At 54.9% G+C, this 16,607-nt stretch carries 15 protein-coding genes and 1 pseudogene; 4 read left to right on the top strand and 12 right to left on the bottom strand.

The genetic code is table 11. The features are described from left to right. Positions 1–1,206: hypothetical protein (locus Q8902_13180; GenBank protein ID MDP4200510.1), on the bottom strand; the 1,206-nt coding region annotated here is incomplete at its 3' end. Positions 1,207–1,347: 141 nt separating this feature from the next. Between Q8902_13180 and Q8902_13175 the strand changes: the two genes are divergently transcribed. Next, on the top strand, positions 1,348–1,575 hold the full coding sequence (locus tag Q8902_13175; protein MDP4200509.1) for a helix-turn-helix transcriptional regulator: 228 nt from the start codon (positions 1,348–1,350) through the stop codon (positions 1,573–1,575). A 139-nt stretch (positions 1,576–1,714) separates the two neighbouring features. Continuing rightward, complete coding sequence (locus Q8902_13170; protein MDP4200508.1) at positions 1,715–1,918, top strand: hypothetical protein; 204 nt, start codon at positions 1,715–1,717, stop codon at positions 1,916–1,918. A gap of 256 nt (positions 1,919–2,174) precedes the next feature. Here Q8902_13170 and Q8902_13165 read toward each other — a convergent pair whose 3' ends face one another. The 3 genes and pseudogenes from Q8902_13165 to Q8902_13155 all read right to left on the bottom strand — a co-directional run bounded on the left by Q8902_13165 (position 2,175) and on the right by Q8902_13155 (position 4,048). Then, positions 2,175–3,548, bottom strand: coding sequence for a DUF512 domain-containing protein (locus tag Q8902_13165; protein MDP4200507.1), 1,374 nt, complete (start codon positions 3,546–3,548; stop codon positions 2,175–2,177). Positions 3,549–3,579: 31 nt separating this feature from the next. After that, on the bottom strand, positions 3,580–3,786 hold the full coding sequence (locus Q8902_13160; protein MDP4200506.1) for a DUF2283 domain-containing protein: 207 nt from the start codon (positions 3,784–3,786) through the stop codon (positions 3,580–3,582). A gap of 27 nt (positions 3,787–3,813) precedes the next feature. Next, positions 3,814–4,048, bottom strand: a pseudogene (locus tag Q8902_13155) (hypothetical protein). 110 nt (positions 4,049–4,158) lie between these two features. On the opposite strand from Q8902_13155, the gene Q8902_13150 reads away from it, so the two are divergent. Both Q8902_13150 and Q8902_13145 read left to right on the top strand, forming a co-directional pair. Beyond that, positions 4,159–7,182, top strand: a complete 3,024-nt coding sequence (locus tag Q8902_13150) for a hypothetical protein (GenBank protein ID MDP4200505.1) — start codon at positions 4,159–4,161, stop codon at positions 7,180–7,182. A 113-nt stretch (positions 7,183–7,295) separates the two neighbouring features. Continuing rightward, positions 7,296–8,234 (top strand): hypothetical protein, encoded by a 939-nt coding sequence (locus tag Q8902_13145; protein ID MDP4200504.1) that lies wholly within the window; start codon positions 7,296–7,298, stop codon positions 8,232–8,234. Positions 8,235–8,301: 67 nt separating this feature from the next. On the opposite strand, the gene ccsA (Q8902_13140) is transcribed toward Q8902_13145, so the two are convergent. From ccsA (Q8902_13140) to Q8902_13105, 8 genes are all read right to left on the bottom strand, one after another. Beyond that, the gene (ccsA, locus tag Q8902_13140; GenBank protein MDP4200503.1) at positions 8,302–10,905 is read right to left on the bottom strand and encodes a cytochrome c biogenesis protein CcsA; all 2,604 of its coding nucleotides are present in this window, start codon (positions 10,903–10,905) and stop codon (positions 8,302–8,304) included. A gap of 95 nt (positions 10,906–11,000) precedes the next feature. Next, positions 11,001–11,390, bottom strand: coding sequence for a cytochrome c maturation protein CcmE (locus tag Q8902_13135; protein ID MDP4200502.1), 390 nt, complete (start codon positions 11,388–11,390; stop codon positions 11,001–11,003). A 212-nt stretch (positions 11,391–11,602) separates the two neighbouring features. Further along, positions 11,603–11,731, bottom strand: a complete 129-nt coding sequence (locus Q8902_13130; protein ID MDP4200501.1) for a CcmD family protein — start codon at positions 11,729–11,731, stop codon at positions 11,603–11,605. Positions 11,732–11,742: 11 nt separating this feature from the next. Next, positions 11,743–12,699: a cytochrome c biogenesis protein CcsA gene (ccsA, locus tag Q8902_13125; GenBank protein ID MDP4200500.1), complete on the bottom strand. Its 957-nt coding sequence runs from the start codon at positions 12,697–12,699 to the stop codon at positions 11,743–11,745. Between the two features lie 38 nt (positions 12,700–12,737). After that, entirely contained in the window at positions 12,738–13,406 is a 669-nt protein-coding gene (locus Q8902_13120; protein MDP4200499.1) for a heme exporter protein CcmB, read from the bottom strand. After that, positions 13,406–14,956, bottom strand: a complete 1,551-nt coding sequence (locus Q8902_13115; GenBank protein ID MDP4200498.1) for an NAD(P)H-hydrate dehydratase — start codon at positions 14,954–14,956, stop codon at positions 13,406–13,408. The genes Q8902_13120 and Q8902_13115 overlap by 1 nt, the downstream gene beginning before the upstream one ends. A gap of 5 nt (positions 14,957–14,961) precedes the next feature. Beyond that, positions 14,962–15,813 carry a class I SAM-dependent methyltransferase gene (locus Q8902_13110; GenBank protein MDP4200497.1) on the bottom strand — a complete coding sequence of 284 codons (852 nt, stop codon included), beginning with the start codon at positions 15,811–15,813 and terminating at the stop codon, positions 14,962–14,964. Positions 15,814–15,815: 2 nt separating this feature from the next. Beyond that, positions 15,816–16,604 (bottom strand): class I SAM-dependent methyltransferase, encoded by a 789-nt coding sequence (locus Q8902_13105; protein ID MDP4200496.1) that lies wholly within the window; start codon positions 16,602–16,604, stop codon positions 15,816–15,818. Positions 16,605–16,607 lie beyond the last annotated feature (3 nt).

Below are 16,607 nucleotides of genomic sequence, written 5' to 3'. Positions count from 1 at the left end.
CAGCTTATGCTCCGGCTGAAACACGAAATCGGCCCAAACAGTATCTAACACAAAGATTTCTTTCGCAACCATCGGACCGTTGACCGCCAGCATCCACGTTTTGCCATCGCCAAGCGTCGGATTGACGTGTGCGAAATCGGTAAAGTCAGGTGATTCCGTGCCACCAATGTAGACCGGCGTGTGATGGTAGAAGAGACCGTTGATGTTGCGCGTGGTGCCCGAAGGGAGGTAACCCGGACGATACGCATCGAACAAGTGATGCCATTGATCGGAATCGCTTTCGTCGCTCCACATAGCAAGTCCGTGCGATCCGGTCAGTTCGAGGGTCAGGCCACGGCTGAAATCATGCATGCCGCGCGATGAATCGTACGGCCATGCTCCGATTTGCACGAGGCCGCCTGCGGGATCAGCAAACTTAATTCCCGAGGCACCCATGCGCGCTGAACGAAAGTTGCGGGTTGAATCCGGGTTCGAGTGATCGATAGCGTAGTTGAATGCAATGTATCGCCAATCGCTTGGAAAGAATGCCGTACTGGCGCGAATTGGCAGACCTTCATATCGATTGCCGCCGTAAAGAGTGAGACCGGGTAGAGGGTCCAAGTAGCCCGAACCGGCAACGGAGCCGCCGCCAATCTGCAATTGCTCCGCCACAGAGTCAAGCCCTGTCGAAATCGGCGGCAGATTGATGCCGACGTTGCCATTAGGAGCAATCGTCAGACGCTCGTAATCATGATGCCACAGCGTCGTATCTAATGTTCGAACGGTTGTGTCGCCCGCAGTTGCCAAACGGATGGAACCGCCCGTATGAGCCGTTGGCGAGCCCGCTGCCCAGAAGTTTGTGATAATCACATCACCCTTGCTGTGCTCGTGCAATATCAGGTCTTGACCAGTCGAGATCGAAGAATACGTAGTAAGCACCGGTGGTGGCATAAGACCGAGAATGGCAAAGGTGTCCGAAGTCGGCGAGCCTCCATTGGTGAAGCGAAGGATGGCCGGCATCGTTGTCGTGAGTAGCGCCGGATCGAAATGAATCTGCAGGGCATCAACCGGCGTAGCGCCACCCGCAACCTGGGTGCCGATTCCCACGGGCGGATTATTCGGCCATGGCTGCCCTCCGGGAGTGTTCGTGCCTCCCTGGGCAAAGCTGCGTCCGCTGATCGAGAGCATGCCAAGAACCAATAGAACTGAAACACTCCAACGTCTCATCTTGTACCTCCTGTGTGATAACAACTTCCAGAGCCAGGGTTTGTTACTAACTTCTGGAGGCAAACTTACGAAACTTTCTGGTCACTCATACGTGACTGAAAAATTCGCTCTTGCGTCGAGGACGATTTTCAAGGCATGGACATGCTGCGAGTAGTCGGTACTAATGTGAAGCGAATCCGCGAATCTAAGAATCTCTCACAGGGGGAATTGGCGCACATAGCAGGTCTTCAACGCTCATATATTGGTGATGTTGAACGGGGTCATCGTAACCTTACACTTGAGAGTCTAGGCTTGATCGCAACAGCATTGGAAATCCATCCCGGCATTCTCCTTTTCGAGAACGCTTTTCCCCAAAGATCCCAAATTTAGGTTCCGCACCATATAAGTTACCGCCCTTCGAAGCTCATGTTACCCCAGTACCGGCAGCTTCATCTTCTTCGTGTCGAACGTCTCGGCTTCGGGGTGCGGCGGCTCGAACCAGCCAAAGAAGCTCTAGGTTGTTCGTAGAATGCTTGCACTTCGTCAGACGATGACCGTTCCACAAGACCACGTTCTGCACCTCCGCGTTGATGATATTCCGGCAGGCGCTGAAGTGGAAGTGCTCGTGCGTACCAAAGGCAGCGATCCCGATATGGAATCCAAACTCGCTCGAATGGCTCAGGCCGCGAACGATCCGCTCTTCCTCGCGGACATTCAAGAGTTCTCCTCTTAAGGCGTCATGTCATTCCCGCGAAAGCGGGAATCCAGGTTCACACTTTGGGCCTGGAATCCCGCGTTCGCGGGAATGACAGTATAGAGTTTCTTTCCGTATCCCGCCACCGGCAGCTATATCCTCTTCGTATAGGTTGCTGATATAATAGGGAAATCAATGGCATACAACGACTTGCAGTCACGCAGGATATGAGTTCTGTGCCGAAATATAATAAGGCTAACGGATAGAGAGACGTAGAACGAGTCTCAAAAGCAAGTTACCCCACCACCGGCAGCTTCATCTTCTTCGTGTCGAACGTCTCGGCTTCGGGGTGCTCCAGATAGTGCAGCACCTCTTCCCACGAGCCGTGGAAGATTGCCATGGGGCGTAGCCCAAGTTTGCGGCGGAGACCGAGCGGCGTTTCGTCGTCCAAGAAGATGTCGTCTTCATTCAGGACGTTCGGTGGCAAGAGCAAGAGATCGGTCGCGGGCCGGTCCTGGAAATGATGCTGGAAACTCCCGCCCGAAAGCAGGCCCGTCACTGTCACATCGGGACCATACAGCCGATTGATCACGACCTGCAAATCGACTTCCAGATTCGGGATCGTGCTGAGCAACGGCACAATGTTGCGCCGCATGAATCCGCTGGCAAGCGTGGCTGTCGCAAGCGTAAGTTTGCGAGGATAGGCAGGGATGCCTGTCCCACGCGATATGATGGATTCGACTTCCTTTCGCGTCTCCTCGATAAAATCGCGCACCATGCCGACGCCGTTCTCGAGCTGCGGGTAACCATCGTACCACTCTTCCTCCGGCGGCTCGAGTTCTGCAACCAAGAAAAACTCGTCCGATAGATACAGCCAGTTCGTCCCGCGCTCCGCCCGAAATTTCTTCTGAAGCCCGAGCACCATCTCGATCATGGCGCGAGCATACGGCTTATCGACTTGCGTCAAGTCCGAAAGTCCGGCGCGGTGACTGGTGAGGCCGACGGGCACGATCGCCATCGTTTGCACCGCGGGGCCGAGCGAATAAATATCCTCGATGGTCTTCGCGAGGCTTTCGGCATCGTTGATGCCGGGACACAGCACAATCTGGCAGTGCATCCAAATCTCGTTCTCCGCGAGATAGCGGAGCTTGTCCATAATGTGATCGTCCTTACGCAGCCGCATCAGGCGTTTGCGGACATCCAAATCGGTCGAGTGGACCGAGACATACTGCGGCATGAGCCGCTGCCGCACGATGCGTTCGAGCGAGGTGGGGCCCACGTTCGTCATCGTATTGTAATTGCCGTAGAGATGGCTGAACCGGTAATCGCCATCGCGGAAATAGAGCGCCTTGCGCAAGCCTTCCGGATTCTGATCGACAAAGCAAAAGACGCAGTCGTTGCCGCAGGCATTCATCTTCATCGGCTCGACGATGAATCCCGCCTCCTCCTCGTGCTCCTTCTCGATCTCGATGGAAGTGTACTCCGGTGCGCCATCGCCCGCACCCTTCATCATCAGTTCGATCTCGAGCAATTCGCACGGCATGTGAAATTTCACATCGAGCTCATCGTGAACGGCCTCGCCGTTCATGGAAATAAGCTCATCGCCCGGCTGAATGCCGAGTTCCTCAGCGATCGATCCCGGAGTGACTTGTGTGATGCGGATGGACATTGGCAAACAAGAAGTGAAGGGACGTCAGGCACTACGCAGCAACCTGCGCGGGATTGGAGTAACTAAAACTTCTGATATCAGCTCGTTTCGATGCATGCTCCAATGTGATTGCTACAAGGTTGCCCTCGCGGTCATATTCTCCGAGGGTATTTGCATCGAGATCCCGCGTATCCTCTACGGGCGTATCCGCAAACTCGACGAGCAGCGTATCCGTATCATCAAAATAGGTAACTTTCATATCTGGCGCGAAATTACATGACGACAATTACATTCGGAAACTACGATCGAAGAACGCATTGAACCGTCTGGCCGTCCTCAAGCGTAACAACGCGCAAATACCTATTGTTTGCCTCTGGGATTGCAGCCCAATAACGAATTCGGCCATCGGGCTGCACTTCCTTTCGCAGAGGCATTTGCATCACTCGCTCGATCCACTCCATCGTGATCCAGGCGCGATCCTTCCGGACTGCAAGCCGCTTGAAATAGTTTGTCGTTAGCATGTTCGCTTAGTACCTTGGGGAGGCTGGGTACGGCTCAAACTTTACCTCGCATTGTCCAGTTAGCCTTTCCGAACAATTTTGAATGATGAATGATGAATGATGGAACAAGAATGCCACGTATTTTAACCGGCATTCTCCTCCTGTTTCTCGCGATGTCTATCCCTGCGGTCGGCCTTTCGTTCGACGCCCAGCCGAAGCCGAAACATGGCAAAACGGTCCGCCACGCGCGACATCACAAGCCGAAAAAGGCGAAGCGGCATTCCGCGACATCCGCGCACAAAGGCCAGAGTGTCAAGCCCGAAGTGAAGCGGAATATGCCGCCACCGGGACACGAAGGTCAGGAGCATAGCGATTGGTTCTTCCAGCGCCGCGCCTGGCCGAAAGAGTCCATCGATCCGGACGTCTACCCCAACGCGCTCGCCCAGGCTGCGAAGATGCCGGTGTACCGCGCCGCCGGCAAATACAGCAGCCTTTCGGCTCAGACCTGGCAATCCATCGGCCCCTACTCCATCGATGGCCGCGCTACCTGCATTGCGACGCATCCGACCGATTCGAATACGTTTTATGTCGGCGCTGCTTCCGGCGGGTTGTGGAAGACCGTCAACCATGGCGCGACATGGCGTTGCGTGAATGATACGTTTGGCTCCTTGCCGACAGGCTGTGTTGCAATCGACCCGACACAGCCAGAAACATTGTACCTCGGCATGGGCGAGACAAACGGAAGCGCCGATTCCTATCCCGGCAATGGATTGTGGAAGACCACGAACGGCGGCGACTCGTGGACCTATCTTGGGTTTGCAAAGGCCCAGTATATTGCAAAGATAATTATTGACGGACACGACCACAACAACCTGTTCATCGCTATCCCCGGCCCCGGTAACATGAGCGATACCAATCGCGGGGTATTCCGCTCGACCGATGGCGGTGCTACCTGGACCCGATCGCTCTTCGTCCGGGCGGGCGCCTCCAAATCCTCGACACCTGTCACGTTTATCGATGTGGCGATGAACCCGCTGAACTCGGCACAGGTCGTCGCATTCGCATGGGATCATACCACGCCGTATGGCGCTGCATACAGCAGTGGACCCGCAGGCCCATACTCGGGTGTGTATCGCTCGGATGACACTGGCACCACCTGGATGCGTTGCGATACGCTGCCGAATTCCGGGCTGCCGAATGCCGCCAAGTGGCGAGTCTTTAGCCGCGGTGCATTACTGTGGACCGTCGAGACTTCAGAGTTGACCCGGAGGAGTTGGCTCTTCGCCGCATACATCCGCTCCGATACAAACGCGGTCACTCGTATCATGTCGGATGATAATTTTCAGGGACTGTATCGCTCCTCAGATGCCGGCATGACCTGGACGAAGATTCTCGATTCCACCATTCGGATTCCGATGGGAGGCGTGCAAGGCAAAGACAGCGCAAACATCACGAATGCGCAAGGCGGATACGACCTCTTTCTGACGGCCGGCCCATCACCATTGATGGGCGCTCCGGACTTGTATTTCGGCGGTATCGATGTCTTTCGCTCGACCAATCTCGGTGACTCCTGGAAGGATATTACGAACTCCTACAGCGAGTATTATGCGAAGGGTGACCGGCGGCAGCATTCCGATCAACATGCGCTCGCGTTTACCTGCGCTTCGGGTGGCAATGACATGCTGGTCGCATCGGATGGCGGTGTGTTCCATACCGACGATCATGGCGCAACCTGGGAGCAGATCAAGGGGCTTCCCATCACACAATTCTATGCGGTAACTCCGTGGCGCGGCGGCATGGCAAATATGCCGACACCACTAACGGCCGCCGATTTGAAGGTATACGGCGGAACACAGGACAACGGGACTGTTGGTCACGGGTTGACCTCTGACAGCGCATTCGAATGGATCAATGGCGGCGATGGGACCGAATGCGTTTCGCATCCGACTGATTCCAACAAGATCATCTCGTCGTTGCAGTTTGGCGTGATCTTCGGGCGCAATACGCTCGATTCGCTGACGCACGTTCTCCCGACGACCGCCAAAGATACCACACACGACACACGGCCACGCTGGCACTCGCTGACGAACCGTCTGCTCAAAGGACCAAATGCGCTGACCGATACTGCGGAAGCAGCAGCATGGGCAGTGCCGATCGCACTCGACGATCAGCAGACGACCGATCTCTACACCGGCAGATGTCATGTGTATAAAGCCACGATCGATTGGAATGATCTCGAGAACGTCAAGTGGCAAACGTGGTCCAAACCTATTGCGGGAAATACAGGCAATGTTAGGATTTGGGGATACGGCGACATCGAGTCGATGGCGATCGGACCGCGCGATGCCGCCGGTCATCCGATGCTCTGGGCCGGAGCATACGGCGCGATTTGGCGGACGCTGGTCGATCCGACGCGCAATGACACGACACCGCCAGTTTGGGCTCGCAAAGGAAATGTCTTCAGTGGCGGAGCGATCTCGGCCATCGTGCCGGACCGATCGGATTCGCTCACCGCAATTGTGACAAGCGCCAATGCAGGATTCCCGCAGCATGTGCTTCGCACCACCAATGGTGGTACAACGTGGACGAACATCAGCGGCAATCTTCCGAATGCTCCGGTCAGTGCGCTCGTCATTGATACTCTTGCCGAGCACGGTGATCCAAATAAGAAAAACATGACGCTGATCGTCGGCACCGATGTTGGCGTTTACGTCACGACCGATGGCGGCGGAAGCTGGTCGGCACTGGGCACGGGCATGCCGCACATCATCGTCAGCGATCTCAAGATTTACAAGAACATGCTGATCGCGGCGACGCATGGGCGCTCACTCTACGCGATCGACATATCGGATATTCAATCGGCCTCGCGCGGTGTCGCAGAAGGCAACGCGCATTCCATGCCGGAACTTGCCATCTATCCGAATCCGGCAGCCGGTGCATTTGTTGTTTCGCTCGGTGGCACCGATGGCAGACCCTGCCAGTGTTTGCTGATGAATGCTGCAACGGGACTTGCGCATTCCGTCGAGGCAACCGCGCTCGACAATGGGACCTATCGCATTGTGCCCGAACAATCCCTTCCCAGTGGCGCATACTTCGTCGAACTCATTTCGGGCGGGCGAGTACTTGGCCGCGGACGGGTTTCAATCCTGAAGTAACGATGTCGAACGGCGAGTTCGAAGAACCAGGATACTCGAGACTCGATACGTTACTCTGCTAATTTAGTCACAATACTTGGATGGTTTGCCTGCGCTTGTTGGTATGGATGTGCGTGACTGCTGCGTGCCTGGCAGTCGCTCCCAATGCCTTTGCGCAACATCGAAAACATCGCGAGCGCGCGCCTGTCGACACGGTGAAGGAGGCTCCTGAGATCAAACCGGATGTGCTCACTCTTCGATATAAGCCGCAAGCGGGGACACTCCTGTACAACATCAAAACGGAGATCAATCAGCACGTTCGCACGGACCGTATCGAAATGACGGGCATGCTCACGAGCGTCGCTCAACTTGCACTGCATAATGTCTCGATCGATTATAAAAAGGGGCACTGGTCATTCGATCGGTACTTCACACGGTTCGAAATATCCGGACACCAACTCACCGGCGATTCCCTTTCCCTCCGCGAGAACCAGGCCGTTAACAGGATTACACGGCTCACGTTCGATATGCGTGGCAACGAACTCGTCCGAGACGTGATCGATAGCATAAAGTTGTTCAACGCGGAAGCTCAGACCAACGCGTATTTTTTCCAGCCGCCTCGCATGCTTATTCCGCTGCCGGAATATGGTGTCACGTATGGCGATGCCTGGCAGGAGCATACTACGGACACCATCGCGGTTCGAGACACCGTGAATATTGGCATTACGACTGGATCGTTTGTGTATGATGTCTCGCGCACCTATCAGCTTGCGCGGTTGCTCGACACGATGGGCAGCTATCTCGCGATGATTGTTGCTGTCGATTCCGGCCAGTTCTCCGGCCATCAATCCAACACGGTGACTGGGGCCGCGCTTCGCACGCATGGCCCGCTCTCGGGCTCGGATACAACCTATCTCGATCTTTTCAGCGGGCGAGTGCTGAAGCGCTCATCGCACATGGCTATTCCGGCATCCGTCGAAGTGGCAAACTCCGTACCGTTTACCGACCGTCTCGATGTCCGTTCTGTGGTATCCTTGAGCGAATCCAACGCGAAGAAGATCGGCGAAGACTAAGGACGCATGTGCGCCGTGAGCAAGCGCCGCGAGCAAGCGCCGGCAAGCAAGCGCCGGCGCGCGAGCATTACACTTGGCGTTTGATTTTCAACTGCGGTCTGGAATCGCGAATGGCACCAGGCACTGCCGGAGAATCCGGACTCATTCCGTGTTTCTCCGCGAGCAACTTCTCATACGCCCGCTCGGCACGTTCGATGGCAACGATCGCCTCCCGCCGCCGGCGAAGTGTCGAGAATCCAAATCCGACCACCAACGTGAGAATACCCGCCCACACCAGGTTGATGTATGGCTTCATAAATGCTTCGACGGTAATGACCTCGGTCGGAGGCGGCGGCGGGTTCTTGTCGTCGAAGACCCGCAGCACGACTCGCGATTTCGATGGATCCTTCATGTCCGGCATCAGTTGGTCGAGCTGTACGTGATAGCTCGTACCGGGTACGATCACATCTTCTTCACTGGCTTCCTCAGTAGCCGGATTTCGCGTGACACCAAGTGTTAGCGTATCCCCATTGGCAACAATATCCGCCTTCACACGAAACGGTTGCTGAGCCATCATCTTCGTCCGTTCGGACTGCGGAAATTCGAAACTCAAAAACTTGATCCGAAGCGAATCGCCGAATTGGGAAACCTCCTGCATTTTCCCGAGCGTATCACGGGGCGTGCCGCCTTCGCTCTCCGCCGAGTTGAGCGTGAAATAGAGATCTCGCGACGCAAATTTCACGATGCCAGGATTCAGGATCGGCTGCGAATGCTGATTGAAGTCCGTCCAAAACGTAAGCGGTTTGGCCGTACCGACATAGCCATGCTTATCGGCGATGTCGACGAGCCAGTAGGTATGCTCGTTCGGAGCGTTCTCGACACCGCGAAACGTCAACGTATACTTTCCACCGAAGGCGACAACTGGCTTCTTGATTGGCAGCCGAATGATTTCACGATCGGTATATCCGGCAGATGCTACCACACCGAGCACAAACACGGCGATGCCAATATGAGCGACGTACGCACCCAGGAATTTTGTGTCAACCGTAATGGCCGGATACCCTGCCAGTACGAATACGACAAGCAATGCTGCAAACAGGATCGTGAAATACGGCCAGCCTTGAAGGATCAGGCCGCCGAACAAGTTATAGTCACCAGCCGAGCTCACCAGCAGTGTCACAAGCCCAATGGCCAATGTGATGCCGAGAGCAGTCCCCACCCGACGAAGATAATCTTGTTTGGTTGGCGCATTGCGGTCGAACGCAAGATTCCAGTGGCCGCGTAACACCTTCCACCCTACTTGAATATTGACCGAGAGCGCGAAGAATGCCGCCGCAATGATCGCAATAAAGCGCAGGTCGCGGACACCCATCCAAATGATGCCCAGCGTGATTACGCCGGTCGCCACGAGTGCGGTAATCGACTTTTTCAATACCTCATTGCCATTGGACTGACGCCATTTCAGCAAAAGCGATAGACCGTTGATTACGAGCAATACGACGATCAGCGGAATATGCAGGTTGGTATAAAAATCAGGATCGACTTTCTTCTTCAGCAGCGGAGCGCTTGTGCCGATGAACACAACGAGCGCGCTTGCGCCAAGGACCGCTGAAGCCAACGAAAGGCTGGTTTCGCGAGACAGGATTTGGTAGTTCTGTCCAAAACCCGACATCTCGCGCCAGCGCCAAAGAAAAATGGCAAGCGGCACAAGAATAAAGAGGCCCATGGCACAGACCAGCAGCGTGAATGCCAGATTGCCCGGATCGGCAAATGAATGGACCGACGCCTCACCAAGCACACCGGAGCGCGTCATAAACGAGCCATAGAGTACGAGGGCATACGCCAGCAGCGTCATCCCGATATTCGTTTTGATCAGCCCGCCTGTCCGCCGCTGAGTCAACATTGTGTGTACGGCAGCTACCGTGACAAGCCATGGCAGCAGACTTGCATTCTCGACCGGGTCCCATCCCCAGAAGCCGCCCCATCCGAGCGTCTCATAAGCCCAGAATCCACCGAGCATAATTCCAAAGCCAAGGACCATTGCTGCCCCGAGCGTCCACGGAATCGAGGTGACCACCCATCCCTGATAATCTCGCCGCAGCAAACCGGCCAGAGCAAATGCAAAGGGGACGGCCAACAGCGAAAACCCAAGGAACAACATCGGTGGATGGATCACAATCCAAAGGTTCTCCAGCGATGGATTCAGTCCTTTGCCATCCGGAGGAATAAAGCCCTTGACGGCCTCGCCCGGATGTGCTGCATAGATCGTCTCGAATGGACTCTTCGTCAGCAGCATCAGCGAAATAAAGACGAGGACCGAAAGATAGATCGCCATGACTTGCGCTTCATAGCGTTGCCGGCGAGCGTATTCGAGCAAGAACACTGCAATGATCGCCGTCCAGAGTCCCCAGAGCATAAAGCTCCCTTCCTGACTCGCGTAGAAAGTCGAGAACAGGAGGAATTTGCTCAGTTTGCGCGAGGCATGCTCGTAGACGTAATTATATTCGAAGTGATAGCTGAAGATATGGTACAACAGCGTCGCGCAGGCGACAAACATGCCGAGCAATGCCAGCTGGGTCATGCGCCGAGCGGCGACAAGATATTCCGTTCGTCCCCGCGCTGCCAGCGCGTAAAGGACCATCCCTGCCAACGAGGCAGTGAAGGTCAAGGCAAGTGCAATGTTACCAAGCATTCTTTTTTTGTAATATGGGACGCATCCGTCCCATGAGACCTACGCGTCCCACGACAGGCGTGTCCCGCAAAACGCGAGGCACGAAGAAAAAGGATTTACGAAGAGGGATTTTGCATCTTGCCAGAACCTTCGTAGCGCGAAGGGCACTTCGTCTGGATGTCCGATGCTTCGAACACACCGTTCTCGACCTTTCCGACGCAGACAACGGCCGGAGCAAGCTCGAAATTGTTAGGACGAACGCCCGCATACTTCACCTGCATCTCGCGGCCCGCATGGTCCTTCATAAAAAAGGTGAACGTGTTCGACTTGATGTCGTACTGCGAGCCTTTGTCCTTATCGTATGTCCCGGAGACCTGCGCTCGACGACCATCGGAAGTGGCTTTATCGAAATCGGAATAGTCGATCTTGTTATCGACGAGAGCGAACGCCGCGACCGCGATAAACGCAACCGCAATGACGAGTGCAATAATGTGCTTAGTTTTCATATTTTCCTATCCAGAGGCCAAACAGGGCCAATTGAGGCTAAAGTTCAAGAGTACTCGTTCATCCTCAATGCGGATTTATGATACCCCATGTATGATGCCGCTCAAGAACCGCACCGGAAAGAAACTTGTCCAATCCTGCTTCTATTCGTCAAAAAGTGAGAGCCATCCGATAGCAACCGTTAAATAACTTTACGGAGCGCCATGCTTCCGTCCTATTTTTGGTCAGCTTCCAGCTTGCGAAGTCTTCGCTCTGTACTAAACATGAAGAGAAACAGCCCGAGCCAGATCACCGCCGAAATGATGCCGACGACGTAAAGCGCATGATGTTCGAGAAAGTCCATAGAAGAGTTAGTTACGCGTCCTCGGCTCGTTTTGCTTCGAGCCGGAGAATGCGGGTGTACATATCTTTGATCCAGAAAAACACGAAGAGAAACAGCACCACCGAAATCCAGTGCATATCCAGCAGTGTGCGATCGGTATGCGTTTGTCCTGAAAGATTGATGACCGGCGCCTCCGTGCCGCCCCCGCCGGGATGGAGACTTTGCGTAATGCGCGGCACAACGAACATAAGGAACGGCACGCTCACGAATGCGATGATATTATAGACCGCCGCAATGCGGGCCTTCTTGTCCTCGCTCTCTTCGAGCAGAGACCGCAGCATGAAATAGGCCGCATAGATAAGCAGCAGAATGAAGATCGATGTCTCACGAGGATCCCAATTCCAGAAGGTCCCCCAGCTAAACCGGGCCCAGATTGAGCCAGTCACCGTCGCAAGGATCGTAAACAACAATCCGGCGGCAGAGGCAGCCCGCGCATGACGGTCGTATTCGAAATCCTTCTTGATAAGGAAAAGGATCGAGTAGATCGTCCCGACCAAAAACGCAATAAAGGCGACCATCGCCATCGGGACGTGGAACAGCATGTTGCGTCCCAACTCGCCAAGTCCCTGGATCATCGGAAACGTCATCATCGGATTGGCGCGGATGATCTCCACAAGATTGAAGGACTTCGCCGAAAGATTGTAGGCAACACTGATTACCAGCACATCGCCAGCCTTGTATGCCCCATACGCCCCGTTGGACGCATGCACGCGCCCCGGCTCCCCGTACAGATCTTTGAAGAGCGCTCCCGCGGAATCCGTAGACACCAACGTGGCCCGGACCGGCGTCACGTCCTGCACGCCGTTCATTGCGAGCGTCGTCGCGTCCGAAAAGCTACCGCCGATCGGTGTCTCGAATGCGATATACACCTGAATCGCCAGGGCAATGCCTAAGCACCACAAAAATAGATTCGACCGAAAAAGTCTCATCTCATTAATCCGTTTAATCTCATGATATAAGGTCCAGGCTAATCCTTCCAAATCACGTCGAACAGCACATAGCTGACCAACATCATTGCGACATCAAACGAAAGGAGTATCAAAATGTCTCCGCGCGCTCCAACCCAGGCATTCGGCACTTCGATCGCGATTCGGGTGGCATCTGTCGTAGCGATAACAAGCGGCATCAGCACGGGCAATGCGAGAATCGGCAGCAATGCCCCCTTTTGCGAGGCGCGGCTAATCAAGGCCGATAGAATCGTCGAGACTGCGGCAACGCCGGCAGCACCGAGCACAAGTTGGAGCCAGAATATTCCCCAGTCACGCACATTGAAATCGCGAGCAAAAAAGAACAGAAAGAACACAACAGCGGAAACGGCAAGCATTAGCATCAGACCCAGATTGTAAATGAGCTTGCCGATCATTACGCTATCACCAGATGCGTAAAGCCTAAGGAGGAGTGCCGTTCCCCGTTCCTCTTCAGAGACGAACGACCGGGCCAGACCAGTCATGGCACCGAAGAACAATGCGATCCAAAGCAGCGCACTGATGATACTGGGCTGCAACTGCTCACCTGGCGTCGAATACAGAATCACAGCAACCGTGATGAGCAGAAACATCACGACGGCACTCACGCCATACCGAGTCCGAAACTCGATACGCAGGTCTTTTCGGAGAACGCCTTGCCACGATGCCATTATTTTGCCCCGATCGATTTAAATGCCTGCGGCAAGAATGCAATCACATCCGTGGCCGTCATGCAATGTTGTGTGCTTTCTGTTGCGGCAAAGTCGCCTGCAAGTCCATGCAAATAAGTCGCAGTTGTCGCAGCGCGCGATGCTTCGAATCCCTGCGCGAGAAAGCTCGCGATCATCCCGGCCAGCACATCGCCCGTGCCTGCCGTGGCAAGTCCGGGATTTCCGGACGAGTTGATATAGCAGGTTCGATCCGGCGTGACCGTGTATTCAGCCGGTGCGCCCTTCGCCACCACAATAACACCATACTTCTCCACTAGAACTCGTGCAACAGCAATCCGCTCGCGCTCGACTTCCGGCCATGGTCTCCCAACGAGTTTCGCCAACTCGCCGACATGCGGAGTCAGGATCGTAGGACTCTTCCGCGAATTCAGCACTCCCAGATTCGTTGCCAACGCACCGAGCGCGCCGCCATCGATTACCATTGGCTTGTCCACATCCGCAATTACCTTGAGTACGAATTCCGTGGTGTGTGGCGCAGGCTTTAGGCCGCAGCCGATGAGTACCACATCCACTCGTTCGAGATGATCCTGCAAATCAAACCACGCACCCGGCGCCGGATCACCATCGAGTTCTGCGATACCGACAGTGAGCAATTCCGGCACCGCTTGCGCGACGATTCTGCGCTCCGATTCCGGCAATGCAACCGTAACCATCCCGCATCCCGATCGCAGAGCTGCCCCGCCTGACATAATGCCCGCTCCCGTCATTCCGCGCGAGCCGCAAATAGCCAACACCCGACCTCGTGTGATCTTGGAGGAAGTAATCGCAACGGGAGGAATTGAAAGATCCGCGGCCGTCACCAGGAAGGCACGATCCCCTTCGGCGGACGGAAGCGAACCACCTAGCGGGGCAATATGAATATCGCCAGTATACGCCCGCGCATTCCCGTGATAAAATCCAAGCTTTGGCGCTGCCATCGTAACCGTGCGATCGGCGATAACAACATTCTCGGATGCTGCTCCGCTATCGCTATCGAGGCCGGTCGGAATGTCGATGGCGAGGACTTTTGCGCCACTGGAAGACCGGAACGTGTTGATTGCCCGAATCCCCTCGGCAATCGCCTCTCGTGGCTCTCCCTTCGAGCCGGTGCCGAGTAGCGCATCGATGACGATGTCTGGACCATCGACGATATCGAAGATTTCTTCAGCCGTTTCGAAGGAATATACCTCATCGGGATCGATCAACTTTGAGAGCGCATCATACTGCACTCTCGCATCCGGCGAAAGCTTCTCCGGCGTTCCGGCCAAGAAGATAGTCACATTATGCTCACGCTCCGTCAGCAACCGCGCAATCGCGAGTCCATCACCACCATTGTTGCCGGTGCCGCAAACAACTGCAATTTCGGAGGCGCCAGCAAGCCAATCCTCGATTGCAGCCACCGCGCCACCCGCGGCATTCTCCATCAGCACAAGGGATGGAATGCCGATCTCTTCGATTAAATGCTTATCGACGCCTTTCGATTGCGCAGTGGTGAGAACAGGTTGCATCATGTAAACTAACGATCCGGCTTCCGCAATAAATATCCGGCTTCGAGCACCGCAATCTCTCGCAACAATGGCACGTGCCGGAGCACGTTCATCTTGATGGCCGGTAGCCCGAACTTGAGCTTAAACACCGGACGAAGCAAATAAAGCTGTTCATCCACTAATTCGAGTCCAGCCTGCCTGGCAGCACTACGGAATTTCCCAATGGTCAGTCGGATGTCTCGTAATCGCGTGACCTCCTCGATGTCGATTTCCAATTGCCCGCTTTTCGCGACTGGCTGAAAGAGCACATCCGGCAATGCCTGCACATATGGGAGTTTGCCCCAGACAGTCCGAAGAAGATGCTGATGACCTCCGAACGGCGAATAATAGGGTGGAAACACGACGTAGAGATAGCCGCCAGGCCGCAGAAAATCCATCACATGCTGCAGGCTTCTCTCCGTCTCGTGCAGGTGCTCCATCACATCGCGGAGCGTAACGAAATCGAATTGCTCGCGCCACTCCGGCGGCGTCTCCTGATTCGTGACATCGTGAATGTGAAATTCCGAGTTGATCCCGAGTGCGTCAAAGATAATCTCGGCACGGTCGATCGCTTCCTGACGGATATCGATACCCAGAATTTTTCTCGGCCCCCCAGGGGTCTGCGTTGGGTAAGGGGCATCGTCCGCCATCGCCGCAAGCACGCCGCCCTCGCCACAGCCAATTTCACAGATGTTCTTACCTGCGAACTGAACTCCTTTCGATTTGAAATATGGCACGAGGTGTTCCGCACCAAGGCCATACTGATAGCCAAAGTAATAGCGGTCGTTCTCGCTTACGACTCCTTTCAGAGCCTGAATGCGTGGGTGTTCGGTTGCGGTCATGGTTAGGCTGACACCGATGGTTTGGTAGCGACAATCATCACAGACGTGGACAAAAAGGGAATCGGCGTCGCATCGTTCCGAAAGATCGCACGGCGCACGGCACGCTGAAGGGATTCGGGTTTCAGCATATCCATTGGGGCCGTAACGTAAAGCGACTTCTGAATCTGGAATCCAGCATCGCGAATGAGCCGTTCGATCTGGCTCTTGCGATAGATTCTGGCCTTTGCATAGCGAGAGTGAATAGCATACGGTAGCCAGGAAAAAAACGGTACGCGGTTCCAGGGCAACAGTGGCAGATTTGCGCCGTGCGTTTCGAAGATCCACCACTTATTCGGCACGGTAATTATCGCGGTCCCGCCAGAACGGAGCACGCGGAACAACTCAGAAATCGTACCGGAATCGCTTCGAGTATGCTCGATCACTTCGATACACGTCAGACAATCGACGCTGTTGTCATCCAACGGAATTCGGTCGCCATCATAATGACGAATGACGAATGACGAATGACGAATGGCGGCAAGCGGGTCACCATTCGTCATTCGTAATTCGTCATTCCTAATTCCATCAACAAAGTGTCGAAACTCATTGAGGCGACCTTCTTCCACGTCAATGCCCATCCATCGGTCGAAGTGCCTGGCATAAAGCACAGTCTGTGCGCCGTTGCCACAGCCGACATCCAGATAGAATCCACCGCGCGCAAATGCGTTCGGTGCGTACGCCTTCGCCAGCCGGTATCGCCGTTCGAGGATAAACTGCCCATAATCGGCGGGCTTGCCGAGTTCGCTTGCCACGAT

Source organism: Bacteroidota bacterium (assembly GCA_030706745.1).
GTDB lineage: Bacteria > Bacteroidota > Ignavibacteria > Palsa-1295 > Palsa-1295 > PALSA-1295.
The sequence above is the reverse complement of the archived record's forward strand: the minus strand, read 5'-3'. Positions and strand labels throughout refer to the sequence as shown.

Excerpts from the sequence above, each read along its gene's own strand:
- Q8902_13165 (MDP4200507.1), bottom strand. The coding sequence starts at position 3,548 with ATGTCCATCCGCATCACACAAGTCACTCCGGGATCGATCGCTGAGGAA.
- Q8902_13150 (MDP4200505.1), top strand. The coding sequence starts at position 4,159 with ATGCCACGTATTTTAACCGGCATTCTCCTCCTGTTTCTCGCGATGTCT.
- Q8902_13110 (MDP4200497.1), bottom strand. The coding sequence starts at position 15,813 with ATGACCGCAACCGAACACCCACGCATTCAGGCTCTGAAAGGAGTCGTA.
- Q8902_13135 (MDP4200502.1), bottom strand. The coding sequence starts at position 11,390 with ATGAAAACTAAGCACATTATTGCACTCGTCATTGCGGTTGCGTTTATC.
- Q8902_13115 (MDP4200498.1), bottom strand. The coding sequence starts at position 14,956 with ATGATGCAACCTGTTCTCACCACTGCGCAATCGAAAGGCGTCGATAAG.
- Q8902_13170 (MDP4200508.1), top strand. The coding sequence starts at position 1,715 with ATGCTTGCACTTCGTCAGACGATGACCGTTCCACAAGACCACGTTCTG.
- ccsA (MDP4200503.1), bottom strand. The coding sequence starts at position 10,905 with ATGCTTGGTAACATTGCACTTGCCTTGACCTTCACTGCCTCGTTGGCA.
- ccsA (MDP4200500.1), bottom strand. The coding sequence starts at position 12,699 with ATGAGACTTTTTCGGTCGAATCTATTTTTGTGGTGCTTAGGCATTGCC.
- Q8902_13175 (MDP4200509.1), top strand. The coding sequence starts at position 1,348 with ATGCTGCGAGTAGTCGGTACTAATGTGAAGCGAATCCGCGAATCTAAG.
- Q8902_13120 (MDP4200499.1), bottom strand. The coding sequence starts at position 13,406 with ATGGCATCGTGGCAAGGCGTTCTCCGAAAAGACCTGCGTATCGAGTTT.
- Q8902_13160 (MDP4200506.1), bottom strand. The coding sequence starts at position 3,786 with ATGAAAGTTACCTATTTTGATGATACGGATACGCTGCTCGTCGAGTTT.
- Q8902_13130 (MDP4200501.1), bottom strand. The coding sequence starts at position 11,731 with ATGGACTTTCTCGAACATCATGCGCTTTACGTCGTCGGCATCATTTCG.